Origin of the sequence: Streptomyces sp. NPDC005438 (assembly GCF_040606315.1) — a bacterium.
Lineage (GTDB): Bacteria > Actinomycetota > Actinomycetes > Streptomycetales > Streptomycetaceae > Streptomyces.
This window is the reverse complement of sequence record NZ_JBEXEP010000011.1, coordinates 36,673-62,178: the sequence shown is the minus strand read 5'-3', so window position 1 is coordinate 62,178 and position 25,506 is coordinate 36,673. Positions and strand designations below refer to the sequence as shown.

General features: G+C 72.5%; 26 protein-coding genes. 12 read left to right on the top strand and 14 right to left on the bottom strand.

The window, feature by feature from the left end:
- The first annotated feature begins 5 nt into the window (after positions 1 to 5).
- The gene (locus tag ABZT14_RS21730; RefSeq protein WP_356305276.1) at positions 6 to 401 is read left to right on the top strand and encodes a PPOX class F420-dependent oxidoreductase; all 396 of its coding nucleotides are present in this window, start codon (positions 6 to 8) and stop codon (positions 399 to 401) included.
- A gap of 151 nt (positions 402 to 552) precedes the next feature.
- Entirely contained in the window at positions 553 to 855 is a 303-nt protein-coding gene (locus tag ABZT14_RS21725; RefSeq protein ID WP_356305274.1) for an SHOCT domain-containing protein, read from the top strand.
- A 33-nt stretch (positions 856 to 888) separates the two neighbouring features.
- Here the strand turns inward: ABZT14_RS21725 and ABZT14_RS21720 are convergent, their stop codons facing one another.
- Together ABZT14_RS21720 and ABZT14_RS21715 are read right to left on the bottom strand one after the other, a co-directional pair.
- Entirely contained in the window at positions 889 to 1,392 is a 504-nt protein-coding gene (locus tag ABZT14_RS21720; RefSeq protein ID WP_356305272.1) for an ATP-binding protein, read from the bottom strand.
- 130 nt (positions 1,393 to 1,522) lie between these two features.
- Positions 1,523 to 1,888, bottom strand: a complete 366-nt coding sequence (locus ABZT14_RS21715) for a hypothetical protein (RefSeq protein WP_356305270.1) — start codon at positions 1,886 to 1,888, stop codon at positions 1,523 to 1,525.
- A 167-nt stretch (positions 1,889 to 2,055) separates the two neighbouring features.
- Between ABZT14_RS21715 and ABZT14_RS21710 the strand changes: the two genes are divergently transcribed.
- On the top strand, positions 2,056 to 3,195 hold the full coding sequence (locus ABZT14_RS21710; RefSeq protein WP_356305467.1) for a PLP-dependent cysteine synthase family protein: 1,140 nt from the start codon (positions 2,056 to 2,058) through the stop codon (positions 3,193 to 3,195).
- 38 nt (positions 3,196 to 3,233) lie between these two features.
- Here ABZT14_RS21710 and ABZT14_RS21705 read toward each other — a convergent pair whose 3' ends face one another.
- The gene (locus tag ABZT14_RS21705) at positions 3,234 to 3,701 is read right to left on the bottom strand and encodes an SRPBCC family protein (protein ID WP_356305268.1); all 468 of its coding nucleotides are present in this window, start codon (positions 3,699 to 3,701) and stop codon (positions 3,234 to 3,236) included.
- A 42-nt stretch (positions 3,702 to 3,743) separates the two neighbouring features.
- Positions 3,744 to 4,628, bottom strand: coding sequence for a DeoR/GlpR family DNA-binding transcription regulator (locus ABZT14_RS21700; RefSeq protein WP_356305266.1), 885 nt, complete (start codon positions 4,626 to 4,628; stop codon positions 3,744 to 3,746).
- A 172-nt stretch (positions 4,629 to 4,800) separates the two neighbouring features.
- On the opposite strand from ABZT14_RS21700, the gene ABZT14_RS21695 reads away from it, so the two are divergent.
- Positions 4,801 to 7,260: a hypothetical protein gene (locus ABZT14_RS21695; RefSeq protein ID WP_356305264.1), complete on the top strand. Its 2,460-nt coding sequence runs from the start codon at positions 4,801 to 4,803 to the stop codon at positions 7,258 to 7,260.
- Here ABZT14_RS21695 and ABZT14_RS21690 read toward each other — a convergent pair.
- The 4 genes from ABZT14_RS21690 to ABZT14_RS21675 all read right to left on the bottom strand — a co-directional run bounded on the left by ABZT14_RS21690 (position 7,230) and on the right by ABZT14_RS21675 (position 12,122).
- Positions 7,230 to 9,605 (bottom strand): right-handed parallel beta-helix repeat-containing protein, encoded by a 2,376-nt coding sequence (locus ABZT14_RS21690; protein ID WP_356305262.1) that lies wholly within the window; start codon positions 9,603 to 9,605, stop codon positions 7,230 to 7,232. The genes ABZT14_RS21695 and ABZT14_RS21690 overlap by 31 nt on opposite strands.
- 124 nt (positions 9,606 to 9,729) lie before the next feature.
- Complete coding sequence (locus tag ABZT14_RS21685; RefSeq protein ID WP_356305260.1) at positions 9,730 to 10,332, bottom strand: hypothetical protein; 603 nt, start codon at positions 10,330 to 10,332, stop codon at positions 9,730 to 9,732.
- Positions 10,333 to 10,661: 329 nt separating this feature from the next.
- Positions 10,662 to 11,498: an MOSC N-terminal beta barrel domain-containing protein gene (locus ABZT14_RS21680; RefSeq protein WP_356305258.1), complete on the bottom strand. Its 837-nt coding sequence runs from the start codon at positions 11,496 to 11,498 to the stop codon at positions 10,662 to 10,664.
- Positions 11,499 to 11,663: 165 nt separating this feature from the next.
- Positions 11,664 to 12,122 carry a DUF6643 family protein gene (locus tag ABZT14_RS21675; protein WP_356305256.1) on the bottom strand — a complete coding sequence of 153 codons (459 nt, stop codon included), beginning with the start codon at positions 12,120 to 12,122 and terminating at the stop codon, positions 11,664 to 11,666.
- A gap of 267 nt (positions 12,123 to 12,389) precedes the next feature.
- On the opposite strand from ABZT14_RS21675, the gene ABZT14_RS21670 reads away from it, so the two are divergent.
- From ABZT14_RS21670 to ABZT14_RS21660, 3 genes are all read left to right on the top strand, one after another.
- Complete coding sequence (locus ABZT14_RS21670) at positions 12,390 to 13,682, top strand: TerD family protein (RefSeq protein ID WP_356305255.1); 1,293 nt, start codon at positions 12,390 to 12,392, stop codon at positions 13,680 to 13,682.
- A gap of 284 nt (positions 13,683 to 13,966) precedes the next feature.
- Entirely contained in the window at positions 13,967 to 14,752 is a 786-nt protein-coding gene (locus tag ABZT14_RS21665; protein WP_356305253.1) for an aspartate/glutamate racemase family protein, read from the top strand.
- A 30-nt stretch (positions 14,753 to 14,782) separates the two neighbouring features.
- The gene (locus ABZT14_RS21660; RefSeq protein ID WP_356305251.1) at positions 14,783 to 15,271 is read left to right on the top strand and encodes an NUDIX domain-containing protein; all 489 of its coding nucleotides are present in this window, start codon (positions 14,783 to 14,785) and stop codon (positions 15,269 to 15,271) included.
- A gap of 56 nt (positions 15,272 to 15,327) precedes the next feature.
- On the opposite strand, the gene ABZT14_RS21655 is transcribed toward ABZT14_RS21660, so the two are convergent.
- Positions 15,328 to 16,167, bottom strand: coding sequence for a LysR family transcriptional regulator (locus ABZT14_RS21655; RefSeq protein ID WP_356305249.1), 840 nt, complete (start codon positions 16,165 to 16,167; stop codon positions 15,328 to 15,330).
- A 93-nt stretch (positions 16,168 to 16,260) separates the two neighbouring features.
- On the opposite strand from ABZT14_RS21655, the gene ABZT14_RS21650 reads away from it, so the two are divergent.
- Complete coding sequence (locus tag ABZT14_RS21650; RefSeq protein WP_356305247.1) at positions 16,261 to 16,998, top strand: SDR family oxidoreductase; 738 nt, start codon at positions 16,261 to 16,263, stop codon at positions 16,996 to 16,998.
- 333 nt (positions 16,999 to 17,331) lie between these two features.
- On the opposite strand, the gene ABZT14_RS21645 is transcribed toward ABZT14_RS21650, so the two are convergent.
- A complete protein-coding gene (locus ABZT14_RS21645) occupies positions 17,332 to 18,135 on the bottom strand; it encodes a GntR family transcriptional regulator (protein ID WP_356305245.1) in 804 nt (267 codons plus the stop codon).
- 187 nt (positions 18,136 to 18,322) lie between these two features.
- Between ABZT14_RS21645 and ABZT14_RS21640 the strand changes: the two genes are divergently transcribed.
- The 4 genes from ABZT14_RS21640 to ABZT14_RS21625 all read left to right on the top strand — a co-directional run bounded on the left by ABZT14_RS21640 (position 18,323) and on the right by ABZT14_RS21625 (position 22,553).
- The gene (locus ABZT14_RS21640) at positions 18,323 to 18,919 is read left to right on the top strand and encodes an HD domain-containing protein (protein ID WP_356305243.1); all 597 of its coding nucleotides are present in this window, start codon (positions 18,323 to 18,325) and stop codon (positions 18,917 to 18,919) included.
- 8 nt (positions 18,920 to 18,927) lie between these two features.
- Positions 18,928 to 20,043: an Ldh family oxidoreductase gene (locus ABZT14_RS21635; RefSeq protein WP_356305241.1), complete on the top strand. Its 1,116-nt coding sequence runs from the start codon at positions 18,928 to 18,930 to the stop codon at positions 20,041 to 20,043.
- Entirely contained in the window at positions 20,030 to 21,421 is a 1,392-nt protein-coding gene (locus ABZT14_RS21630) for an MFS transporter (RefSeq protein ID WP_356305239.1), read from the top strand. Before ABZT14_RS21635 ends, ABZT14_RS21630 begins: the two co-directional genes overlap by 14 nt.
- A 73-nt stretch (positions 21,422 to 21,494) precedes the next feature.
- Entirely contained in the window at positions 21,495 to 22,553 is a 1,059-nt protein-coding gene (locus ABZT14_RS21625) for an isocitrate/isopropylmalate family dehydrogenase (RefSeq protein WP_356305237.1), read from the top strand.
- A 6-nt stretch (positions 22,554 to 22,559) separates the two neighbouring features.
- Here the strand turns inward: ABZT14_RS21625 and dhaM are convergent, their stop codons facing one another.
- The 4 genes from dhaM to ABZT14_RS21605 form a co-directional block, all read right to left on the bottom strand.
- Entirely contained in the window at positions 22,560 to 22,967 is a 408-nt protein-coding gene (gene dhaM, locus ABZT14_RS21620) for a dihydroxyacetone kinase phosphoryl donor subunit DhaM (protein ID WP_356305234.1), read from the bottom strand.
- On the bottom strand, positions 22,960 to 23,598 hold the full coding sequence (gene dhaL, locus ABZT14_RS21615) for a dihydroxyacetone kinase subunit DhaL (protein WP_356305232.1): 639 nt from the start codon (positions 23,596 to 23,598) through the stop codon (positions 22,960 to 22,962). Before dhaL ends, dhaM begins: the two co-directional genes overlap by 8 nt.
- A 38-nt stretch (positions 23,599 to 23,636) precedes the next feature.
- On the bottom strand, positions 23,637 to 24,629 hold the full coding sequence (dhaK, locus tag ABZT14_RS21610; protein WP_356305230.1) for a dihydroxyacetone kinase subunit DhaK: 993 nt from the start codon (positions 24,627 to 24,629) through the stop codon (positions 23,637 to 23,639).
- Positions 24,630 to 24,954: 325 nt separating this feature from the next.
- On the bottom strand, positions 24,955 to 25,278 hold the full coding sequence (locus tag ABZT14_RS21605) for a plasmid stabilization protein (RefSeq protein WP_356305228.1): 324 nt from the start codon (positions 25,276 to 25,278) through the stop codon (positions 24,955 to 24,957).
- Positions 25,279 to 25,506 lie beyond the last annotated feature (228 nt).

Here is a 25,506-nt window from a genome sequence, read left to right as displayed (position 1 = left end):
ACGGTATGTCCGGCACTTCGCTCGCCAGCAGCCGCTACGTCAGCCTGACCACCTTCCGCCGCAGCGGCGACCCGGTCGCCACCCCGGTGTGGGTGGCCCCGGACCCCGGCGGAGACCCCGACCGGATGGTGGTGTGGACCCGCGACCAGACCGGCAAGGTGAAGCGGCTCCGCCACACCGAGCGGGTCACCGTGACGCCCTGCGACGCCAGGGGCCACATCGCCCCGGACGCGGTCACGGTCGAGGGGCGGGCCCAAATCGTCGGTCCGGGCGCGCCGTTGGAGCCGGTACGGCGCGCGATGCGCGCCAAGTACGGGTGGCAGTTCCGTCTGGTGGAGGGCTTCGGACGGCTGCTGCGGCGCCGGCATCCGCCCTACGTGGGGATCTCCATCACCGTCTAGGGCGAGCCCCCCGGCGGTCCGGGAGGGCCGGCGCCTCGGTGGCCCGTGCTACTCCCGGCGGGGTAGCGGAGGTGTCGCTGAGCGGACGACGAAACAGCCGGCCCGCCCCGCGATCCTCGGGAGCACGACCCCTACCGAGGATGTGATCGCCGTGCCGACACTGACGAACCTCTCCGCCGACGGCCCGGGGCCCGGCCCCTGGATCCTGCTCTTCCCCCTGCTGTGGCTGCTGGTCCTGGCGGCCGTGATCTGGCTGGCGCGGCGAGCCTTCCTACGGGGCGGCCAGAATCCCTGGCGGTACCGCGCCGCACACGGGGAGCACTCCCCGGTGGCCCTGCTGGGCCGCCGTTACGCCGCAGGGGAGATCGACGAGGGGGAGTACCGTCGCCGCCTCGCCGTGCTGCGCGAAGCTCCGACCGGGCCTCCGACCGGGACCGGGAAAGCCGGGTCCTGACCTGGCCCCGCCCGCACGAGGTCACGGCGGGCGTCAGACCCTCAGCTGGCTCTGGGTCTCGGGGCCGTAGGAGGCGAAGTGGGTGGAGGTGCCCAGGGACGCGGGGGAGGAGGGCACCGCCGGCGTCACGAAGGGTGCCGGCAGGGTGAACCAGATGACCTTGCCCGAGCCGTCCCGCTCCACCCGCATCCCCCAGGTGTCGCTGATGGCCGCCACCAGCGCCAGGCCACGGCCACAGGTGTCGGTGGTCCGGGCGGTGCGCAGCTGGGGCAGGCGGGGATCGTGGTCCCGTACCGAGATCTTCAACCGGTCGTAGAGCAGGGCGAGTTCGACGGTGCAGTGCTTGTCCGGGCCGGCGTGCCGGTGCACGTTGGCCAGGAGTTCGGTGACGCCCAGGGCGGCCAGGTCCACCAGGGGATCCAGACGCCAGTAACGCAACTGCGCGGACACGATCTTCCGCACCTGTCCGATCCGGGACGGCAGGGCGTGGAACTCCACCGCGCAGTGCCTGCTGGGCCTGTTCGCTCGACTTCTCACGACGGCGACTCCCTGAAGACGGCGGCCGGCACCGAGGTGTGACCTGAGCCACACCGCCAGCTTCACCCCGTACCGCCCGCCGCGCAAATCGGGAGTACGCCCGTCCCGGGCGCCGGGAGAGCGCCCCGGCTCAGTCGCCGAGGGAGCCTCGGTCCGCCTCCGCCTTGGCGTGGGCGACCCGCACCAGTTCCCGCAGGTCCCGCCGGGGCTGATCCTCCAGCCTCAGCAGATAGCGGGTGCCGCCGACCCTCGCCAGCGTCCGCTTGCCCGCCGCGTACCAGTCGGAGAACCGCACCTCCTCCAGCGGGGCGCTGTCGATCTCCCGGCCGTAGCTGGTCAACAGTTGCAGCCGCCCGTCGCGCACCTGAACCTGTCCGGCGCGCGTGAGGGACTGCAACCATCTGCCGATGCCCACGCCCGCCACGTCGAACTCCGGCCGAACCTCGTACGTGGACCGGGAAACGCCCTCCCCGATCGCCCCCACCGAGTCATCCAAGGGATTGCCCACTGTCTTTCGCCTCCCACCCTGACCCTCGCAGCACGTGTACCCGGACCAGCATCGCGCACACCGGGGCCGGTGGGCCAGCGGTCGGCAGCCGGAGCCCGTCGGGCCACCCGTATCATCGCGGCGTGAGTGAGATCGAGCAGCCCGGCGGGCACCAGGTGACCGGGGAGCCGCCGACCCCGGAGAGCGGGGGCGCGCCCCAGCCGACCGTGGACGTCGACCGTAGTGACGCCCGCTACCGTGAGTGGCTGAAAGAGGCCGTACGCAAGGTCCAGGCGGAGGCCAACCGCACCGCCGACACCCACCTGCTGCGCTTCCCGCTGCCCGACAGTTGGGGCATCGACCTCTACCTCAAGGACGAGTCGACCCACCCCACCGGCAGCCTCAAGCACCGGCTCGCCCGCTCGCTGTTCCTCTACGGCCTGTGCAACGGCTGGATTCGTCCGGGCAAGCCGGTCATCGAGGCGTCCAGCGGGTCGACCGCCGTCAGCGAGGCGTACTTCGCCTCGCTCATCGGGGTGCCCTTCATCGCCGTGATGCCGCGTACCACCAGTGCGGAGAAGACCCGGCTCATCGAGTTCCACGGTGGCCGCTGCCATCTGGTGGACAACCCCCGGACGGTGTACGAGGTGTGCGCACGCCTGGCGAAGGAGACCGGGGGCCACTACATGGACCAGTTCTCCTACGCCGAGCGCGCCACCGACTGGCGGGGCAACAACAACATCGCCGAGTCGATCTACCAGCAACTACGGCTGGAGCGCTACCCCGAGCCCACCTGGATCGTGGGCACCGCCGGGACCGGCGGCACCACGGCCACCATCGGCCGCTATGTGCGGTACCTCCAGTACGACACCCGCGTCTGTGTCGCCGACCCGGAGAACTCCTGCTTCTTTGACGGCTGGGTACGCCGCGACGCGGAGGCCACCAGCGACCAGGCCTCCCGCATCGAGGGCATCGGCCGGCCCCGGATGGAGCCCAGCTTCGTCCCGGACGCCATCGACCGGATGATGAAGGTCCCCGACGCCGCCAGCGTGGCGGCGGTCCGCGCCCTGGAGCAGGCGGTGGGACGGAAGGCCGGCGGCTCCACCGGCACCGGACTGTGGAGCGCGCTGCGCATCGTGGCGGAGATGGTCATCCGGGGGCAGCGCGGCAGTGTGGTGACCCTGCTGTGCGACCCCGGAGACCGGTACCTGGACAAGTACTACTCCGACGCCTGGCTCGCCGAACAGGGGCTGGACATCGCACCGTACCGGCGGGCGCTGGACACCTTCCTGGAGACCGGCCGCTGGCCCTGCTGAGCGGCGGCGCCCACCACCCCACCCGGGGGAACGCCCGCTCACTCCTCGCCGAGCCGCCGCTCCAACCGGCGCAGCCCCCTGCGCAGCACCCAGGCGGCGCCGACCCGGGACAGCCGCAGTGTTCCCCGTACCGGCAGTGGCCCGTCCGCCGCCACCACCCAGCGCACCCGGGTGCCGCCGTGTCCGTCGGGCAGCAGCCGCCAGTCCTCCAACAGGGCGCTCACCCCGGGGGCGTTGGTGCTGTCCGTGCGGTAGGTGTACCGCTCCGCCTCCTCCGCGCACAGCACCGTCTCCACGAAACGGGTGCCGCCCCGCAGCGACACCTCCCGGTGGTCGCCCTCGGCCCGGGCCGCGCGCACTCCGGGGAACCACTCGGGGTAGGCCTCCACCTCCCGGGCCAGCGCCCGGAACACCGCCTCCGCCGGGGCGTTCAGGCGGCTGACCGAGACCAGCCGGGTCGGGGCGGTGTCCGTGAAGTCCAGCCGCACGGAACGAAGTTGACGCATCCAGGCCTCCCACTCGACGGGTCCGGTGGTGGGGCCGACAGGCTAGCCGACGTGCTCGCCCTCCCCGGACCCCTCCGGCTCGCCCACGCCCTCCGTGTCGTCGCCGGACGGCTCCTCCTCCCCGGCGACCACCAGCCGGGGCAGGTGCTCCTCGACCTCCGCGCGGGCCTCCGGGGGCAGCCCCCGGTCCGTGACCAGGGTGTCCACCTCCTCCAGCGAGGCGAACGAACTCAGGCCCACCGTCCCCCACTTGGTGTGGTCGCAGACCACCACCACCCGGCGCGCGGACCGCATCAGATGACGGTTGGTCTCCCCCTCGGCGAGGTTGGGGGTGGACAGCCCGGCCTCCACCGAGATGCCGTGCACTCCCAGGAACAGCAGGTCGAAGTGGAGCGAGGTGATCGCGGCGTCGGCGACCGGGCCGACCAGCGAGTCCGAGGGGGTGCGTACCCCTCCGGTGAGCACCACGGTGGCCGCGCCGGCGGCCGGCCGGGCGGCCGAGCCCTGGGCCGAGTGGAAGACCTCCGCGACCCGCACCGAGTTGGTGACCACCGTCAGATCCGGTATGTCCAGCAGGTGTTGGGCCAGCGCGAAGGTCGTGGTCCCCCCGGACAGCGCGATGGCGCTGCCCGGTGCCGCCATGGCCGCCGCGGCGCGGGCGATCTCCTCCTTGGCGGAGGTCTCCAGGGAGGACTTGGCCTCGAAGCCCGGCTCGTGGGTACTGGCCTCGGCGACCGGCACGGCCCCGCCGTGCACCTTCTCCAGCGCGCCCTGCTTGGCCAGCACGTCCAGGTCCCGACGGACCGTCATGTCCGAGACGTTCAGCTTGCGGGTCAGTTCGTTGACCCGTGCCCCGCCGCGCCGGCGTACCTCCTCGACGATCAGCGCCCGCCGCTGCTCGGCCAGCAGGTTCTGGTTCTCGGCCACCGCGCGGCCCACCCCTTCCTCACCGGTTCCCTGGGTCCCGGATCATCATCCCACGCCCCCGGGAAGGCCGCCCGGGACAGGATTGAGCGCCCCCTCAGGGGGCAAGGCTCAGCGTGGCCGCCCACCCCAGGGCACGGGGGTGGGCCAGACACGGATCTCGGGGGAAGGCCTGATGAGCGCACCGCACGACGGCCGTCCAGGAGCGAAGCCGGACGGCGGCGGGGTGCCCCCGCACGCCGAGGGCGAGCCGGTGAACGGTCAACCCCCCAGGCTGGCACTGGAGTTACTGGTCCACGGGGTGGGCGGCACCACCCCGCAGGAGATGCTCGGCGACCCCCGTACCGAGCGGGTCACCGGGGACGAGACGGCCGCCGTGCACCGCCGGGCCGAGGACGTGGACGCCGAGGAGCACCCCGAACGGTACGAGGGCGAACCGGTCCCCGAGGCGTACAGCTGGTCCAACCTCACCTCCGGCAACGGCGCCCGCGCCCTGTGGCTGATCCTGCTGCCCTTCATGGTCGCCAACCTCTCCCACTGGATGCGGCCGGCCGCCGACAGCCGCCGCATCAGCGTCCGGCTGTACGGCACCCTGGTGCGGCTGCTGGCACTGACCCTGACCGTGCTGCTGATCGCCGCTGCCTGCGAGGTCGCCCTCGACCTCCTGGTGTGGCAGTGCGCGGGCACCGTCGCCTGTGTCGACGACCACTCCTGGCTGGCCTTCCTCGCCCCCGACGCCCGGGGCGGCGGCGGATGGTGGAGCCAGCCCGGACGACGGCTCGCCCTCGGCGCCCTGGTGCCGCTGGCCCTGACCGGACTGCTGTGGTGGCTGTCCCACCGCACCTGGAGCGCCTACGAGTCCCAGCCCCCGCTGCGCGCGGCGGTCGCCGAGGACGACCCCCAGGGCGCCGACCGGCCCGCCCTGTGCCTGCCCGGCTTCTGGTACGGCAAGCGGCTGGTGGCCCGACTGCGGGCGGCCCACGTCGCCGCCGCCCTGCTGACCGTGGCCGCCGCCCTCACCGTGGGCACCACCCGCTTCGACCGGGACGCCGGCGGACCGTTGGAGGCCGTGGGCTGGACGATGACCACGCTGATCAGCCTCGGTGGGGCGCTTGTGGTCGCGGTGATCTGTCGCCGGGGCCGCAAGGAGTGGCGCACGGACGACGCGCTGGACCGCTTCATCATCTCCGGGCTGCCCCTGTGCGCCCTGGGACTGGTGGGGATGGCCCTGGTGTACGCCTGCTGGTCCCGGCCCGAGTGGCGGTCGGACGGGGTGCTGCCGGGCAACGAGGTGTTCGGCGTCCTCAGCGTCGCCCAGGGGCTGTTGGTGGCCGCGATGGTCGGCGTGGTCTGGCTGATGCGCCGCCGCTTCGACCCGCACCGGCCCGGCGACCGTACGGTGCTGCGAGGCCAGGGCGGCCCCGCCGTGGCGGTCCTCGCCTGCTCGTTGGGCGCGGTCTACACCGGGGGCGTGGCCCAGCGGGTGGCCGACTGGCTGGACGGACCCGGCACCCCCGGGCGGGACAACGGGCTGATCGCCGGCCCACCCACCCTGCTGACCTGGCACGCCGCAGCCATACCGGTGCTGTTGGGGGTGCTGGCACTGATGCTGCTCGGCTACCTCTACCGCGCCTGGCGGCACACCCACCGCCTGGAGCCGGACATCCACACCGCGTACGGCCCCGAGGTACTGCCCGACGCCTCCCGGTCCCGCCGTATCGCCCGCACCCTGGCCAGGGCCCGACTCACCGACCGTGCCCCCTGGTTGGTGCTGGTGGCCTCCGGGCTCACCCTCGTACTGGGGGCGGTCGCGGTGCTGGGCGCCTGGTTCAGCGGCGAGGTGCCCGGGCGGGCCACCGACGGGGCGCCCGCGATACTCGACGGCTTCGCCGAGACCGCTCAGGCCCTGGGCTCCTGGCTGATCGGTCTGGCCATGGTGCTGTTCCTGGCCTGGGGGCGCCGGGCCTACCGGGACGCCTCCGCCCGCCGCACCATCGGCATCCTGTGGGACGTGGGCACCTTCTGGCCGCGCGCCGCCCATCCCTTCGCCCCGCCCTGCTACGCCGAGCGCGCGGTGCCCGACCTCGCCTGGCGGATGGCCACCTGGACCGGCCAGCCGGGACGGCAGCTGGTGATCTCCGGCCACTCCCAGGGCAGCGTGCTGGCCGCGGCGGCCGTCTGGCAGCTGGACCCGCTGACCCGCCGCAAGGTCGCCCTGCTCACCTACGGCTCCCCGCTGGAGCGGCTCTACGGACGCTGGTTCCCCGCCTACTTCGGACGGCGCGCACTGCGGGCGCTGCACCAGGAGGTCGACTGCTGGCGCAACCTCTACCGGCACACCGACCCCATCGGCGGGCCGGTGCGGCTGCCGGAGGAGGACGGCCCCCCGGTCGACGCCGAACCCTTCCACGACCCGCTGACCTACGGCCGTACGGTCCAACAGCCGCTGCCGGCACCGATCCTGGGCCACGGGGAGTACCAGGCCGACCCGGCCTTCGAACGCGAACGCGCCGCCCTGCTACGGCGGTTGGCGGCCCGGGACCCCCAGGCCGGGCGACCGCCCGCGCCCCGGCGGCCGGAGGGGGACGGGAGCGAGCCGACGGGTCAGTCGAGGTCGGGCAGGTCCTCCGGGTAGAGCAGCGTCAACTGCTCGGTGCTGGCCTCCGGCAGCTGCGCCAGCCGGCCTGCGTGCCGTTCCACCATGGCCTCGAACACCCCTCGGGCGGCACGGCCGTTGCCGAAGGAGGGACCCTTGGGGAGCAGGGCGAAGTGCTTCAACAGCGCCTCCTGGGTCCCCTCGGCCAGGGCGTACTCCTGCTCGCCCGCCTGCCCCTCCACGATCTGCAGCAGCTGCTCGGGGCTGTAGTCGTCGAAGGTGATGGTGCGGGAGAACCGGGAGGCCACACCGGGGTTGGCGGCCAGGAAGTGGCGCATCTCCTCGGTGTAGCCGGCGACGATCACCACCACCGCGTCCCGCTGGTCCTCCATCAGCTTCACCAGGGTGTCGATCGCCTCCCGGCCGAAGTCCCGCCCCGCGTCGCGTGGAGCCAGAGCGTACGCCTCGTCGATGAACAGCACCCCGCCCTGGGCCCGTTCGAAGGCCTCCTGGGTACGGATGGCGGTGGAGCCGATGTGCTCGCCCACCAGGTCCACCCGCGACACCTCCACCAGGTGGCCGCGCTCCAACGCCTCCAACGAGTGCAGGATCTGCCCGTACAGCCGTGCCACCGTGGTCTTGCCGGTGCCCGGGGAACCGGTGAACACCAGGTGCCGGCGCACCGAGGGGGCCTTGAGCCCGGCCTGCTGACGTCTCCGACCGACCGTGATCAGGTCGATCAGCGCCTTCACCTCGCGCTTGACGCCCTCCAGCCCCACCAGCGCGTCCAGTTCGGACAGCACCTCCTGAGCCGGCCGCGCCGCCGGCGCCTCGAGCGCGGGCGCGCTGGCCGCCGCCGCCCCGCCGGAGGGCTGGCGCTCCACCACCGGCGCCGGCTCGGGTGCGGACAGGGTGCCGCTCTCGTCGCTGGAGCAGTCCTCCACCTGCGGTCCCTCCTGGGCGAACTGGTAGCCGCCGCGCGAACAGCGCTCGGTACGGCAACGGCGCAGCACCGAGGCGCAGCCGTCGATCACATGGAACCCGTAACCACCGGAGCCGGTCACCCGACAGCGCTCGAAGGTGCCCCGGCCCCCGGCGGAGACGTACACGCCGGCCTCCCGGGGGCTGGAGATGACACAGCGCTCCACCGTCGGATCGGCGCCCTTGGTGACGATCAGTCCCGTCCCCACCTCGTCGAGGGTGCACTGGTTGAGGGTGCCGCCGCTCCCCGGGTCACGGAACCAGGCCCCGGTGCCCGCCTGGTGGACCCGGCAGTCGTCCAGCTGCACCTGGGCCCCGTCGCTCACCGACACGGCGGTGCCGCGTATCTGGGCCAGGTCGCTGTCCAGCACGTCCGCGCGGGAACCCCGGTCCAGCACGAACAGCGCGTCGGGCACCTCCCGCACCCGGCAGGACTCCAGCACCACCGCCGCGCCGTCGCTGATCCACACCGCCGGGTAGTCGCCGGTGCTCTCGTGCAGCTGGCTGTGTGCGGCGTCCACCCGGGTGCCGTGGTCCCACACCGACAGCCCGTTCCGCCCGAAGCGGTGCACCACGGTACGGATCAGGGCCAGCGTCGCCCCCGAGCGCAGGTCCACCGCGTTCTCGGGGATCTCGTGGACCTCGCAGTCGGTGAGGGTCAACGCCCCGTGGGTGTCCAGGGTGATCCCGTCCGAGGTGGTGCGGTGCACCCGACAGTCCGTCAGCTGCGCGGAACCGTGCCCGGTCACCCGCACCCCGCTGCCCTTCACCTCGTACAGCTCGCAGCCCACGGCCTCCACCGAGGTGCCCTCGCCGGACACCAGCAACCCGGCGTCCTGGCACTGGTGCACCCGGCAGGACACCAACCGGGGGGTGGCACCCTCACGCACCGAGACGCCGGCCTGCCCCGCCGCGATCACCTCGCACTCCTCCAACAGGCCACCCGCTCCGCCGAGCAGGGCCACCCCGAGGCCGGCGGGGTTGTCCACCGCGCAGCGCCGCAGGGTGGGCCGGGCGCCGCCGCGTACCTCGATGCCGGCGGCGGAACGGGTCACCACCCGGAGGTCGGTCAGTTCCGGGGTGCCCTCCTCCACCAGCAGCGCCGGCGCGGACACGTCCTGACCCTCCAGCCGCAGGTCCCGCACGACGGCCTGGGCCCGGACGGTCAGCGGCACCCCCTCGGGGGGAGCGATGCGTACCGCGCCGGCCCCGGCCCGCTCCGGGCCCCGCAGGGTGACCGGCCGGTCCACCACCAGGTTCTCCCGGTAGGTGCCGGGCGCCAGGGTCAGGACGTCGCCGTCGCCGGCGGCGGCGAGGGCGGCGGCCAGCGAGCCGTACTCGCCCGTGCGACGCCTCCAGCGTGACGTGCCGCCGTGTGTGACCTGGACCGAGCCCTGAGCCATGGAGAGAGGTGCCCCCACCGTGTGTGTGAACGCCGCGCGGGCCAGGCGGACTTGGTCACGCCTGGCCGTCAGCGGACCTGGGCGACCCACCGTAGCGCGCCGTGGAGATCATCGCGCGGCTCGGTCAGCTTGCGCGCCCCATACGACCCCAGTCCGGCCCGACCTTGGCCCATTCCTTTTCCCAACGGTCATGCCGGCGACGCAGCAGCAGCCGGTTCAGCAGTCGTCGGGCGCCCTCTATCAGCCCGGCCGTACCGATCCCGGCCACCACACCGGACAGGGCGACGTGGGAGGAGGCCGTACGACGGTCCAGGGGAGGCATGGCGACCTCACCGCGCCGATCGACCCACAGGGAGAACTTGGTGCCGGGGCGCATCCGGCGGTCCACCTCGACCACCCCGCTGTGCTGACCTCCGCCGGGGCCGGTCCACTGTGCCAACACCCGGCGGTGGGCGTCGCGACGGGAACTGGTCTCCGGGTCGGTGTCGACCGGAGGGTGGCGCACCGGACGGTCGACGGTGGCCCACACCCGCTCACGCTGCCGGTGCTGCTCGCGGATGGTGGCGTCCAGGGAGTGGCGGGCGGTGGTGGCGGCGGCCCAGCCCGCCAGCGGGCTGGCCAGGACGATGAGCAGCACGGCGGTCATGGTGACCGCGGCCTCCAGCCGGTGACCGCGGCGGTAGAGCGGATTGCCGCGCCAGCGCCAGAGCCCCGTGATCGTTCGCATTCCTCCGCTCACCCCCTTTCACCGACAGGCCGGAGCGGTGCGGCCCGTGGACGAGGCCCCGTCCGGTGTCAGGGCGCGCGTGACAGTGGCCGCGCCGTGATCGTCCTCGCCGCCCCGACTCTAATGGCAGTGACTCCCACTTGGCTTCCCCAGCACGAAGGGAGGCAAGGGCTTTGCCGGTATTTGGTATCGGTCGGTGTCCTGTTCGTGACCGATGGCGATCGCACCGGACCGGGTCGGGATCGTGCGCCCGCCTGGTGCACCCCCGCACCTCCCGTGTGCCCGAGGGGCGGTTGACGGCGGGTCAGGCCGTACCGCGCGCCACCGCCTCAGGAGGGGGAGCGCTCCAGTACCTCGAACGGGTCGCCGACCGTCAGCTCGCCCACCCGCTCCGGGATCAGGTTCTGACCGAACACCAGTTGGTCACCGAAGCGGCGGTGCCGGGCCAGCGAGAACAGCGGCTCCCTGCCCCGGTGCGCGGACGACTGGTCCACGGTGGTGATCACACAGCGACCGCAGGGTTTCACCACCCTGAACACGGTCTGACCGACCCTGATCCGGGTCCAGTGGTCCTCGTCCCAGGCCTCGGTGCCCTCGATCACGATGTTGGGGCGGAACCGGTCCATCTGCAGCGGACCGTCCTGGGCGTGCGGGCCGTCCGCGATCAGGGAGTTGAGCGCGTCCAGGGAGGCGCTCGTGGTGAGCAGCAGGGGGAACCCGTCGGCGAAGGACACCGTCTCCCCGGGGCGGGCGTAGGGGGAGTGCATCACCCGGCGGTGGGCCGGCTCGTCCATGAACACCAGCTGCGCCTCGGTGTCGAGGAACCGGCTCAACCAGGAACCGGACTCCTCACTCGCCGGCACCGCGTCGACCTTGGAGTCCCAGACCCGCACCACGGTGTCCGCGTCCTGGCGCGGCACCTCGACGTCCAGCGGCTCCATGTCCGGTGCCGTCAGCCTCAGCCCCCCGTCGGCGTACGGCTGCACGGTCACCAGTGCCATCCGGGGCAGCTTGCGCTGTGTCAGCTGCTTGCCGTCCCGGTCAGCGACCAGCCAGCGGCGATCCCCCTCCAACCCCCAGGGGCGCAGCGTCCGCGCGTGAAGGCTGAGACCCGCCAGCGACTTCACCGGGTAGACACGAACGGCGGCGAGACGAGGCGTGGTCATATGCCCCATCCTGCCACCTCCTCACTCCCGTCCGCCGAGCCCGTCAGGGCAGGCGGAAGCGACTTCCCCCGGTGTCGCTTCGTGGACGGTCCACCCGGTTCGGGGGCCACGCGTTCCCCGCTCAACGGCGGTTCGCGGCGCGCGAGGTCCCCTACGGTCGAGGACTCAGTAGCCCCGGTTCTGGTAGGGGCGGCCGTAGGGCTCCTGGTAGCCGCCCTGCTGCCCCTGGTACGGGTACGCGTTCTGCACCGGACGCGGCGCGGCCGGACGCGGTGCCGCGGGATGGGGGGCGGGGGGCCTGGGGGCCGCCGCCGGCCGCATCATCCGCTGCTGCTCCTGGTATCCGCGCGGGTACTGCTGCGCGGCCAGGTGCTGCGGCGCCTGCTGGAGCGGGGCCGGCTGCGGGGTGGAGGCGTAGCCGTACGAGGGGGTGTGCTGCTGCGGCACCGTGGGCGCCGCGGGCAGCGCCGGGAGGGCCGGCAGGGAACCCGTCGTCTCGTAGGGGGAGGGCACCCGGATCGGGGCGATCTGCGGGGTGCCTCGCTCGGCTACGAGCATGTCGTAGATGGGGGTGTCAGCGGCTGACGACGCTGAGTAGTAGCCGCTTCGGGGGGAGGAGGTCATGCTTCATAAGTTAAGGGCAGAAACGGCCCTTGGGGAGCCTGGAAAGTAGACCATTTTGGCAGCCCGCCACAAACGCCGATCGCCAATGCCGTGGAAGCGGACAAATGCGGTCGAGTGTCCTCGTCGAGATCGTGTGAAGACCATCTTCGTGCTCACGCTCGGAAGTCTCTGACATAGGTTGTTCGGCAAGCGGAAGGTAAAGCCCTCCCGATCCGAGAAGCGGGCCCACGCGTCGGCCCGGGCGACGCCCACAAGGGGGACACGGTCATGACCATGCTCAAGGGAACCAACGTGCCGGTTCCGGCGCCGACGGTACGCGTCGAGTTGGGCTGGAGCGCGGGACAGGGCGTTCCCGACGTCGACGCCTCGGCGCTCCTCCTGGACGCCGGCGGCAAGGTCCGTTCCGACAGTGACTTCGTCTTCTACAACCAGCCCCAGCACGCCTCCGGTTCGGTACGCCACCTCGGCAAGACGCCCCAGGGCGCCGGCACCGTGGACGCTCTTGAGGTGAACCTGTCCCAGGTGGAACCGGGCGTCGAGAAGATCGTGCTGGCCGCCTCCGCCGACGGCGGCAGCTTCGGCCAGGTGCCCGGGCTCCACATCCGGGTGCTGGACGCCTCCGGCGGCGCCGAGATCGCCCGCTTCGACAGCACCGACGCCAGCGTGGAGACCGCCTACGTACTCGGCGAGCTGTACCGCCGGCAGGGTGCCTGGAAGTTCCGGGCGGTGGGCCAGGGCTACAGCACCGGACTCGGCGGACTGGCCACCGACTTCGGCATCTCGGTCGACGAGCCCACCCCCGCTCCGACCGCCCCGCCCCAGCCCGCACCCCAGCCGGCTCCGGCTCCCGCCCAGGCCGCGCCCGCGCCGCAGCAGCCCCCGGCCCCGCCGCAGCCGGCTCCCGCCCAGGCCGCCGCCCCGGTACGGCTGACCAAGGTCACGCTCACCAAGGAAGCCCCCTCGGTGTCGCTGACCAAGCAGGGCGGCACCTCCGGCGTGATGAAGGTCAACCTCAACTGGCAGGTCAACAAGCAGTTCAAGGGCTGGGGTCAGAAGCTCGGCCGGGCCATGGCCATGCACTCCGACCTCGACCTGGACCTGTGCGCCCTGTTCGAGTTGAGCGACGGCCAGAAGGGTGTGGTGCAGGCCCTGGGCAACGCCTTCGGGGCGCTCCACCAGCCGCCGTTCATCCACCTGGACGGCGACGACCGCACCGGCGCGGTGGAGAGCGGCGAGAACCTCACCATTAACCTCGACCACCAGCAGTACCTGCGGCGGGTGCTGATCTTCGTCACCATCTACGAGGGCGCCCGCAGCTTCGCCAACCTCAACGCCACGGTCACCCTCCAGCCCCAGCACGGCGCGCCCATCGACTTCTCACTCGACGAGTGCACGGTGCCCTCGCCGGTCTGCGCGCTGGCCCTGATCACCAACAACGGCGGGGAACTGGTGGTGCAGCGCGAGTCCCGCTACCTGGTGCCCGAACGCGGCGTCAGCCCGCAGCGCACCGTGGACTACGCCTACGGCTGGGGCATGAACTGGACCCCCGGCCGCAAGTAGGGCGCGTCTTTGGGACCGCCGAGAGGCTCGGGTGTCCTGGTGCCGTACCTCGCCGCGTCGTCGTCTCCTTGCCGCCGTGGCGGTCGGGTCGCCGGCGCGGCGCACCGGATCGCTCCTGCGCGCGCCCGGTTCCACGGCACACCACACCGGACGCGGGCGCTCACCCCTCACGGTCCCCATGACGCACCCTGGCCACCTCCACCCCGACCGTGCCCGAAGGCAGGGAGCCCCGGGCACGGTCACCGGGTCGTGGGTGCCGTCACGGCTCCGCGTACCCTGGGCCCATGAAGATCGCGCTCGTGGACTCCGGTGTGGGACTGCTGGCCGCCGCCGCCGCGGTGCGCGCGGCCCGCCCCGACGCCGACCTGGTGCTCTCCAACGACCCGGACGGTATGCCCTGGGGGCCACGAGGCAGCCAGGACATCGCCGAACGCGCCCTGACCTGCGCGCGAGCCGCCGCACAGCACCAGCCGCAGGCGCTGATCATCGCCTGCAACACCGCCTCCGTCCACGGGCTGCCCACCGTGCGCGCCCAACTGGAGCCCGGAATCCCGGTGATCGGCACCGTGCCGGCGGTGAAGCCGGCCGCCGCCGGGGGAGGCACCGTCGCCATCTGGGCGACCCCGGCCACCACCGGCAGCCCCTACCAGCGGCGGCTGATCGAGGAGTTCGGCAACGGGGCGAAGATCACCGAGGTCCCCTGCCACGGACTGGCGGACGCCGTCGAGCGGGGCGACGAAGAGGCCATCGACCAGGCCATCGCCGCAGCCGCCGCCCTGACCCCGGCCGGGGTGCGTGCGGTCGTACTCGGCTGCACCCACTACGAGTTGGTACGGGCCCGCATCGAGCACGCCGTCCGCACGCCCGGCCACCCCCCGGTGGCGCTGCACGGTTCCGCCCGGGCGGTCACCGCGCAGGCCCTGCGACGGATCGCCCCCGAGGCGGCCGAACGCCGTGGCCAGGGAGAGTTGACCGTGCTGCACGGCGGTCGGCCGGGGCGGCTGCCGGAACTGGTCGGCCGGTACGCCGAGGGGCGGGCCCTGCTGTCCCCCGACTCGCTCATCAGCTGAAACCACGTCACCACCTGGGGGCTCTCGTTCATGGCCACTCCCGAGTTCATCCGCCGTATCCGTGCCACGGCGGGCCGCCAACTGCTGTTCCTGCCGGGGGTGAGCGGGGTCGTCCTGGACGACCAGGACCGGGTGCTGCTGGACCGCAGGGCGGACAACGGCCAGTGGTCGATCATCGGAGGCATCCCGGAGCCGGGGGAGCAGCCGGCCGAGGCCCTGGTGCGGGAGGTCTACGAGGAGACGGCGGTGGAGGCGGTGGCCGAACGGGTTCTGGCCACCGACTGCCTGCGGCCGGTGACCTACCCCAACGGCGACCAGTGCCAGTTCATGGACATCTGCTTCCAGCTCCGCGCCGTCGGGGGCCGGGCCCGGGTGAACGACGACGAGTCGCTGGAGGTCGGCTGGTTCACGCCGGACGACCTGCCGCCGCTCCAGGAGTGGGCCCGGGAACGTATCCGACTCGCCCTCACCCCGGGGCCCACCCGCTTCGTGGGGATGCCGGACGCCACCCGGCCCTGACCGGCCGTCCAGAGGGCCGAACCGGCCGGTGAGACGGGCCGGTTGAGGGGTGGCGGTCAGAGGCGGGTGGCCACCCGGACCAGGTCGGCCACCGTGCGCAGCCGACTCTGCGGGGGCCAGGCGATCACCGTGGTCACCGGTGGGGCGTCCGCAACCGGGACCAGGGCCAGGTCCTGACGCCGCTCCCCGGCGGCGGACTCGGGCACCACCACCGTGGTACGGCCCAGCGCCACCAGTTGGAAGAGTTGGGTGAGGTTGTGCACCTCGGCCCCCGGTCCGTCCGGGTAGCCGCCGTCGGGGCGGGGCCAGCGCGCCATGGGCAGTTCGGGCAGCCCGTTGACCTCGGCCGTGCGAAGTGACGACCGGGTGGCCAGGGGATGGGACACCGGCAGGACCGCCACCTGCCCCTCGGTACGCAGGATCTCCGTGTCCAGTCCGGTCGGGTCGTCGAAGGGCAGGTGCAGCAGGGCCACGTCGGCCCGCCCGGTCCGCAGCAGTTCGCGCTGTTGGTGCGCCTCACAGAGCAGCAGGTCGACGGTGGCCGCCTCGGGTTCCGCGCGGTAGGCGTCGAGGAGCTTGGCCAGCAGTTCCCCGGCCGTACCCGCCTTGACGGCCAGGACCAGACGGGGGCCGCCCCGGGCGGCCTCCTGGGTGCGCCGTTCGGCGGCGGCCACGGCGTTGAGGATCACGCGGGCCTCGGCCAGCAGTACGGCTCCCGCCTCGGTGAGGGCGACCTTCCGGCTGGTGCGTTCCACCAGGGTGACGCCCAGCCGGCGTTCGAGTCCGGCGATGGCGCGGGACAGGGGCGGCTGGGCGATCTCCAGTCGCTGGGCTGCTTTGCCGAAGTGCAGTTCCTCGGCGAGGGCGACGAAGTACCGCAACTCCCGTGTCTCCATCCGCCCACCGTAGCCCCGCTCCTCGGGGAACCCATGCCACCGGGGTATCGCTGCGTTACCGAGACGGTGTTGGTGGTGGGCGACGGCAGGACCATGCTCGCTGTCATGAGTGAGAAGGGCATCGCACTGGTCACCGGTGCGAACAAGGGAATCGGGTACGAGGTCGCAGCCGGGCTGGGCGCCCTGGGATGGAGCGTCGGGGTCGGCGCCCGGGACGAACGGCGGGGTACGGAGGCCGTGGCGAAGCTGCGGTCCGGGGGCGCGGACGCCTTCCTCGTCCCGTTGGACGTGACGGACGACGCCGCCGTGGAGGGTGCGGTGCGGCTGGTCCGGGAGCGGGCGGGGCGCCTGGACGTACTGGTCAACAACGCCGGAACCGCCGGCGGTTGGCCGGAGGACCCCTCCACCCTCGACCTGGGAACGGTGCGCCGGCTGGTGGAGACCAACGTGATCGGGGTCATCCGGGTCACCAACGCGATGCTCCCCCTGCTGCGCCGCTCGGACCACCCCCGGATCGTCAACCAGTCCAGCCATGTGGCCTCCCTGACCCTCCAGACCACGCCGGGGGTGGACCTGGGAGGCGTCAGCGGGGCCTACGCGCCGACCAAGACCCACCTCAACGCCGTGACCATCCAGTACGCCAAGGAACTCCAGGGCACCGGCGTCCTGGTCAACGGCGCCTGCCCCGGCTACGTGGCCACCGACCTCAACGGCTTCAGCGGCACCCAGACCCCTCAGGAGGGCGCCCGGATCGCCGTCCGGCTGGCCACCCTGCCCGACGACGGCCCCACGGGGCGGCTGTTCGACGAGGAGGGCGAAGTGCCCTGGTGACCCGGCCGGGTCACTCCTGATCAGCCCGCCCCTCCCGAGGGGCGGGCTGGACGTTTTCAGGGGAGAGGTCGGGCGTCGTTGGCGAAGGTGAGTGGCCGGTCAGGTGGAGGTCATCGTGCGGGAATCCCCTGTCCTCGCCCGTCCGTTCGCCGGCGAGGAGGTGTCCGTCACCGGGTGGGGCACCGGAGCGTACGGACCCACGATCCGACGTCGACTCCTCCCGGCCCCGGCCCAACCTCGGGGGTACGGCTCCAGGCTCGGCAACCCGGAACGAGGGGCCGTCACTGGTCGCCGGTCAGGGGCGTGTGGTGGTGACAGCAGGCTGAGGGGGTCTCAGGAGCCCTTGTGGGCGCGGGAGTTGGGGGAGTGGGGGACGGGTTCCCGTTCCCAGTTGGCCTCGATCACGGTAAGGGCCTTGCGCATCATGGCGCGGGTGACGGCGGATGCCAGGTCACGGTCCCGTTCGCCGTAGGCCTCCCGGAGCCTCGCGTAGTCGACGCTGGAGGTCCTCATGCGGTTGGGCAGGGACAGCCCGTACCGTCGCAGTCGGTAGATGCGCAGGCCGAGGGACTCGATGATGCTGCCCACGCGCTGGTTGGGGCAGATGTCGGCCTCGATGTGGCGGTAGTCGACCGTCAGGTAGAAGTAGCCCAGGGTGTCGCCCTGCTCGACGGCCTCGCGCATGGCGGCGAGCGGCTCGTCCAGGCGCGCGATCTGTTCGTCGGTGGCGCCCGCCACGATCTCCTGGCTCATCAGGGAGTAGAGGGTCGAACGGATCTGGTAGAGGTCGCGGATCTCCTCCAGGGTGAGCGTGGCGACCCGCGCCCGCTTCCGGGGCGGGACCTCCACCAGTCCCTCGCGCTGGAGCACGGCCAGTGCCTGGTGTACGGGGGTGCGGCTGGTGCCGAAGCGGCGGCCGAGGTTGACCGAGGTGAGGTCGTACCCGGCGTCGAGTCGCCCCTCGATGATCTCGGTGGCCAGCTCGGTGACGATCTCACCGACCAGAACGCCCTGCCCCTCCAGCGACTTGGCGCGGGACAGCACCCGGGAGACCAGCGAGGAGGCGGTCCCGGGACGTTCCTCCCGGTCGTCGGTCGACGTCTCCTCGGACTCTCGCTGATCTTCGGTCTCCGCCACGGCCACAGCATAGTTCGGCCCGAACGGCACCGGTCTCCCGGTGCCAGGCCTCCGGGACGTGGGCTCTCCGGGGTCGGCGCGCCCTGACGGGGAATCCAAAAGTGGCGCCACTTTTCTCTTGTGTGGCATCTGTTGCGGGTCTAGCGTGCGCCCCATGCTTCAAACTGGCGACACTTTGGAGGTTGGGGTGCCGAGTGTGACACCGGCCGAGGCGGATGCCCGAGTACGGGAACACCTGCCGGAGATCCAGTGGATCAAGGACCGGGAACTGGCCGAGGCCGTCCTGCGGATCTGGTCCCGGGCCTGGCGCACCAGCGTCTGGGCCGACCTGCGCACCGTCCCCAAGAGCCCCGATCTGCCCGAACGGCGGACGCTGATCACCCACACCCGGGCGGTGACCCAGATCGCCGAGCGGATGGTCGACGTCGAGACCGCGCTCCACGGGGTCTCCATCGACCTCGACCGCACCCTGGCCATCGCCCTGCTGCACGACGTGTGCAAGCTGCACGAGTTCGCGCCGGACCCAAGTGGCGACAGTCCGTCCGGCGCCCGGTTCTCCCGCACCGGACGCCTCTACCAGCACGGATACCTCGGCGCCCAGTGGATGGCCGAGGAGGGACTCGACGAGGAGCTGATCCACGGGGTCCTCGCCCACACCCCCCTGTCCAGCGTGGTGCCGCAGACCCAGGAGGCGGTGGTCGTGCACTACGCCGACTTCGTCGACTCCGACGTCCAACTCCTGGACGCGGGGCTGCGGTTGTTCTGCAAGAGGCGGCAGCCATGAGCCGGCCCGTGTCCACCGCTCCGTGGTCAGAGGTGACCCGGTTCGTCTCCGAGGTACTCGTCCAGGCGCGGATGCGCCGCGAGGACGCCGACATCCTGGCCCGCTCCCTGGTGGAGACCGAGGCCAGCGGGGTGACCACCCACGGCCTCAGCCGACTCGCCCCCTACGTCGAGCAGCTGCGGTCCGGGCAGGTCAACCCCCGCCCCGAGGAACGGGTACTCAGCGAGACCGGCGGCGCCCTGCTGGTCGACGCCGACGGTGGCTTCGGCGCCCCGGTCGGTGTCCGCGCCCTGGAGGCCGCCATGGGCAAGGCCCGCCACCAGGGCATCGCCCTGGCCGCGGTCACCCGCGTCGCCCACTTCGGGGCCGCCGGCTTCTACACCCGCCTCGCGGCCGACCAGGGCTTCCTCGCCCTCGCCCTCAGCAGCAGCTCACCCTCCGTAGTACCCCACGGGGGCGCCGGCCCCCGTATCGGCAACAGCCCGCTGTCCTTCGCGGCGCCGGGGGAGCGGGGGCCGGAACTGGTGCTGGACATCGCCCAATCGATGGCCTCCCGGGGCCGGATCAAGGTGGCCCGCGACCGGGGGGAGACCCTGCCCGAGGGCTGGGCGGTGGACGCCGAGGGGCGGCCCACCCGCGATCCGGGCGCCGCCCTGGCCGGCGGGGTGCTGCCCAGTGGCGGACACAAGGGGTCGGGGCTGTCCCTGGTGGTCGAGATGCTCGCCTCCGGGCTGGGCGGGGCGAACCTCTCCCAGCACGTGGCGCTGTCCGGGTTCACGGCAGCCGAGGGAGCGGCCGAACGTACCGGCGTGGACGTCACCGTCGGCAACCTCTACCTGGTCATCGACGCCGAGGTCTTCGGCGACGGCACCGGAGTACGCCAGCGGGCCGGGCGGATCGCCGCCCACGTACGGGCCAGTGAGCCGGCGCCCGGCGTGGAGCGGGTCCACGCCCCCGGGGACATCGAGGCCGAGCACCGGCGGCGGGCCGAACGGGCCGGCCTGGAGCTGTCCTGTCGCACCCGGGAGGAGCTGCGCGAGCTGGCTCGACGGATGCGACTTTCCACACCTTTGCCCGCGTTCCTGGTACCCACGGAGGAGAGTGGCGACGATGGCGGCAACTGAGCGACGGCAGGACAGGGCCGAGCGGCGACGGACCATCGTCGCCGCCTCGGCCGGCAACTTCGCGGAGTGGTACGACTGGGGCGTCTACGGGGTGGTCGCCACCGTCATCGCCGACCAGTTCTTCCCCAAGGGGAACGAGACCCTGGCCCTGATGAGCGCCTACGCCGTCTTCGCCATCTCCTACCTCACCCGCCCGCTGGGCGGCGCGGTCTTCGGCCACATCGGGGACAGGCTGGGGAGGCGTCGGGCGCTGTCGGTGACCATCGTGATCACCTGCACCGCCACCGCGCTGATCGGCTGCATCCCCACGTACTCCACCATCGGCTACGCGGCTCCCCTGCTCCTGCTGCTGATGCGGCTGATCCAGTCCTTCGGCACCGGTGGCGAGTACTCCAGCGCCATCTCCTTCGTCTACGAGCACGGGGAGAAGGGCAAGAAGGCCACCGCCGTCGGGGTCATGACCTCGATGACCTTCGTCGGCTTCCTGGTCGGCTCCCTGCTGGCCACGCTGCTGTCCGCGACCCTGACCGACGGCGCCTACGAGGCCTGGGGCTGGCGGGCACTGTTCTGGCTCTCGCTGCCGATGGGGGTGGTGGGACTCTACCTGCGCCACCGCACCGAGGAGGGCGCGGAGTTCCAACAGCTCCAGCGCGAGCGGGAGGCGAAGGCCGAGCGGCCCCGCTCGCCGGTGTGGGAGGCGATCCGCACCCAGTGGCAGCGGCTGCTGCTGTTCATCGCCTTCCTGGGCACCTGGGCGATCATCTCCGCCACCATGACCTCCTACCTCGCCACCTTCCTCAAGAAGAACGAGGCCCTCACCAGCACCCAGGCCTACCTGGCCAACACCGTCTGCTCGGTGATGGTGGTGGTCTTCGTCCTGGCCTTCAGCCCGATCGCCGACCGCATCGGACTGCGGAACGCCACCATCATCGGCTGCCTGGTGGTCGCCGTCGGGGTGGTGCCCGGGTTCCTGCTCAGCGGCAGCGGACTGGCCCTGGCCTTCGTGGGGGCCTCCGTGCTGGGCATGTGCAAGGGCGTGATGGCTGTGCCCTCCCTGCTGGCCGTCAGCCAGCTGTTCCCGCCCGAGGTACGGGTGACCGCCGGCGGGCTGTCGTACAACATCGCCCAGGCCGGACTGGGCGGCACCGCCCCACTGGTCGCGGTCTGGCTGAACAGCACCACCGGGACCTCGCTGTTCTTCTCCTCCTACCTGGTGTTCGCAGCCCTGGTGACCCTGGCGGTCATCCTGGTGTTCGGACGGCGGTGGGTGGCCGACTCCTCCGCCCACTCCGGGGACGCCGGACTCGCCCCGGCCGGGCCCACCGGCTCGCGGCCCGAGGTCGCCCCACTGGGCAGGGGCGAGGTGGCCGGTGGCTGAGCCGGCGACCCCGGCGCCCCCGAGCGCGCCGGCACACCCAGCGGAACGGGAACCCGGACAGGAGACGGAGCGCATGACCCACCACATCGGCCTCATCCACGGTGACGGCATCGGCCCCGAACTGGTGGACGCCGCGCGAAGGGTCCTCGACGTCGCGGTCGAGGGCGAGGCCGACCTGGAGTACCACGAGGAACAGGGCGGTGCCGGCACCTACGCCGCCACCGGCGAACCGCTCGGCGAGGGCGCCCTGGAACGCGTCCGTACCCGGTACGCGGCCACCCTCAAGGGTCCGGTCGGCCTGCCGGGGGTACGCCGCCCCGACGGCACCGAGGCCGGCCTCCTCGGCGGGGTGCTGCGCGGAGGGCTGGACGCCTACGCCAACATCCGTCCGATCAGCGCCATCCCCGGGGTGCGCACCCCCCTGCGCCCCGAGTCCGGGCCGATCGACTACGTGATCGTCCGGGAGAACACCGAGGGCCTCTACCTCTCCCGTGGACTGGGGGTGGGCAACGACCGGGCGTACTCCGACCAGTTGCTGATGACCCGACACGGGGTGGAACGGGTGGTCCGCGCGGCCTTCGACCTGGCCCGGCGTCGCCCGGGCGCCCCGGAGGACGGGGTGAGCCGGGTGACCTGTGTGGACAAGAGCAACGTGATCCGCAGCTACGCCTTCTTCCGGCAGGTCTTCACCGAGGTCGCCCGGGAGTACCCGGACATCGAGGCGGACCACCGTTACGCGGACGCGGCCGGCCACGACCTGGTGATGACCCCCGGCCACTTCGACGTGCTGGTGATGGAGAACTTCCTCGGCGACATCCTCAGCGACGTCGGGGCGGCCACCGTCGGCGGACTGGGCATGTGCCCCTCGGGGAACGTCGGCGACCACGGCGCCTACTTCGAGCCCATCCACGGCTCCGCGCCCACCCTGGCCGGGCGGGACCGGGCGAACCCCACCTCCCAGATCCTGTCGGCCGCGATGCTGCTGGACCACCTGGGGCTGACCGACCCCGCCCGAAGGGTCCGGGAGGCGGTACGGTCCGCCTTCGCCTCGGGCGCGGTCAGCCTGGACTCCCGGGGCATCCCGGACGTGGGCACCCGGGGGGTGGCCGAGGCGGTGTGCGCCCGGTTGTGAACCGGCTCAGGTCTTGCGGTAGTCGTAGGCCTCGGTCGCCGACCGCTCCACCGTGTCCAGGTCGGCGCCGGCCGAGGCGGCCACCACCGCCGCGATGGCGCCCTCCACCAGGGGCGCGTCCACCAGCCGGGTGTCCTCCGGCAGCTCGTCCCCCTCCGCCAGCAGTGCCCGCACGGTCAGTACGGCACTGCCCAGGTCCACCAGCACGGCGACCCCGGCTCCCTGGTCCGCCTCCCGCGCGGAGGCGGTGATCCGCTCCGCGTCGGTGCCCAGCCCACCGTCCGGGCCTCCACCGGCGGCCACCACCGCGGTGGGGTCCCCACCGGTCATCCCTCGCGCCAACTCGGCCAGCGCCTCGGCGAGTTGGGCGCTGTGCGAGACCAGCACCACCCCCACCCGGGCACGTTCACTCATCGCCGGCCACCTCCACCAGCGCGTTCACCAACAGGGCCGCCGAGGTCGCGCCCGGGTCCTGGTGACCGACGCTGCGCTCGCCCAGGTAGCTCGCCCGGCCCTTGCGGGCCCGCAGCTCCACCGTGGCGACCGCTCCCCGGTCCGCCGCGGCGCCGGCCTCGGCCAGCGATCCGGGCAGGGCCTCCACCGCTGGCAGCAGGGCGTCCAACATGGTCTTGTCACCGGCCACGGCACCGCCCAGCTGGGACACCGCGTCCACACCCACCCGCAGGGCCTCGGCCAACTCGGCGAGCGACACCTCCGGGGCGTCGCCGAGGGCCTTGCCGGTGCGGCGCAGCAGGGTGCCGTACAGCGGGCCGGAGGCCCCGCCGACGGAGGAGACCAACTGTCGGCCCACCAGCATCAGCAGCGCTCCGGGGGTGGCGGGCCGCTGTTCGGCGACCGCGTCCCGGGCGGCGCGGAAGCCCCGCTTCAGGTTGCTGCCGTGGTCCGCGTCGCCGATCGGTGAGTCCAACTCGGTGAGGTGGTCGGCCTGTTCGACCACGACCTCGGTGGCCCGTTCCAGCCAGCGCTGGAAGTAGGCGGTGTCCAGGGCGGGGGTGGGGGCGGAGGTGTCCGCGCCTTCGGTCATCAAGGCTCCCAGCTCGGGTCGGGGGTGGTGGGCGGGGGTCAGAGGCCCCAGCGCAGCCCGGGGGTGCGGACGGGTTCGTCCCACAGGCGCAGCAGTTCCTCGTCCGTCTGGCAGAGGGTGACCGAGGCGCCGGCCATGTCCAGGGAGGTGACGTAGTTGCCGACCAGGGCGCGGGCGACGGACACCCCTCGTTCGGTCAGCACCCGCTGGACCTCGGCGTGGAAGCCGTACAGCTCCAGCAGGGGGGTGGCCCCCATGCCGTTGACCAGGAGGAGCACCGGGTTCTTGGGGTTGAGGTCCTCCAGTACGGCGTCCAGCGCGACGTCGGCGATCTCGCCGGCGGTCATCATCGCGCGCCGTTCCCGCCCTGGTTCGCCGTGGATGCCGACCCCCAACTCCAGTTCCCCTTCGGGGAGTTCGAAGGTGGGGCCGCCCTTGGCGGGGGTGCTGCACGGGCTGAGCGCCACACCGAAGCTGCGGGAGGAGGCGTTGACCTGCCGGGCGAGGGCCTCCACCCGGTCCAGGGGCGCGCCGGCCTGGGCGGCGGCGCCGGCGATCTTCTCCACGAACAGGGTGGCGCCGGTGCCCCGGCGTCCGGCGGTGAAGGTGCTGTCGGTGACCGCGACGTCGTCGTCGACCAGCACCTTGGCGACCCGTACGCCCTCTTCCTCGGCGAGTTCGGCGGCCATGTCGAAGTTGAGCACGTCGCCGGTGTAGTTCTTCACGATGAACAGCACGCCCTCGCCGCTGTCCACTCCGGTGGCCGCGCGGACCATCTGGTCGGGCACCGGGGAGGTGAAGACCTCGCCGGGGCAGGCCGCGTCCAGCATTCCGGGGCCGACGAACCCGCCGTGCAGCGGCTCGTGCCCGGAGCCGCCCCCGGAGACCAGGGCGACCTTGCCGGCGACGGGGGCGTCCCTGCGCAGCACCACCCGGTTCTCCACGTCCACGGTCAGTTCCGGGTGCGCGGCGGCCATGCCCCGGAGGGCGTCGGCGACCACGGTCTCAGGAACGTTGATCAGCATCTTCATCGCGGCCTCCGGGAGGGCTGGGTGGCTTGTCGTCCTTGACGTGCGTTCCCGGCTCTGAAGGTAGCCCAGAAGACGCCGATGTGGACGATGTCGATCTGGACGGAACCTTGAGCGTGAAAATCGTGTTCAGTAGTGTGGGGGGTGCCCACAGCTCCATGATCCCGACCCCGAGGGCACCTGCCAACTCCTCTCACCCATCGAGGAGTTGTCGTGACCATCGGTGAGGGGAGCGGTGGGACCCCAGACGCGGGTCCGCCCGGACTGTGCCCCGGGCGGGCCCGCTCCTCACGGGCTGGGCGTACTGCTGGCCTCCGGGTGCGGCCGGTCAGTAGCCCAGCTCCCGCAGCAGTTGGTCCTTGGTCATCTGGGAGCGGCCGTGCAGGTTCCGGCGCCGGGCCTCGGCGTAGAGCTGGTCCTTGGTGGGCCCCCGCGCACCGGTGTGGGATCGCAGCCCGCCCCGGCGGGAGGAGGAGATGTCCTCCACCGACGTACGGCTGGCTTGCTCCGCCTCCCCGGTGCGGGCCCGTTCCTTGTTCACCGTGCGCGCGGCGATCTCCTCGGCGCGACGTTCGCCGCCCCCACGTTCACGGACGCTCTCCTTGATGTGCTCGTACTGTCGTTCACGCTTTCGGTTGGATCCGGCGGGCATGGTCCTCCCTCCCCGGCGCCGGGACGCCGTACGGGGGTTCCGGTGACGCCGCCCGGGTACCCCGGTACGGGGACGGCACACACCCCCGTCGAGGGGCGCCCGGGAGATCGCCGCTGGTGGGGCGGGACGGGGTGGACGCGGTTCTCCTCGCGAGGAGGGTGGGCGTACCGCCCGGCACCAAGGCGGGGCATACTGGGCGAACGGCGGGAGTGAGACGCACGGACGGGG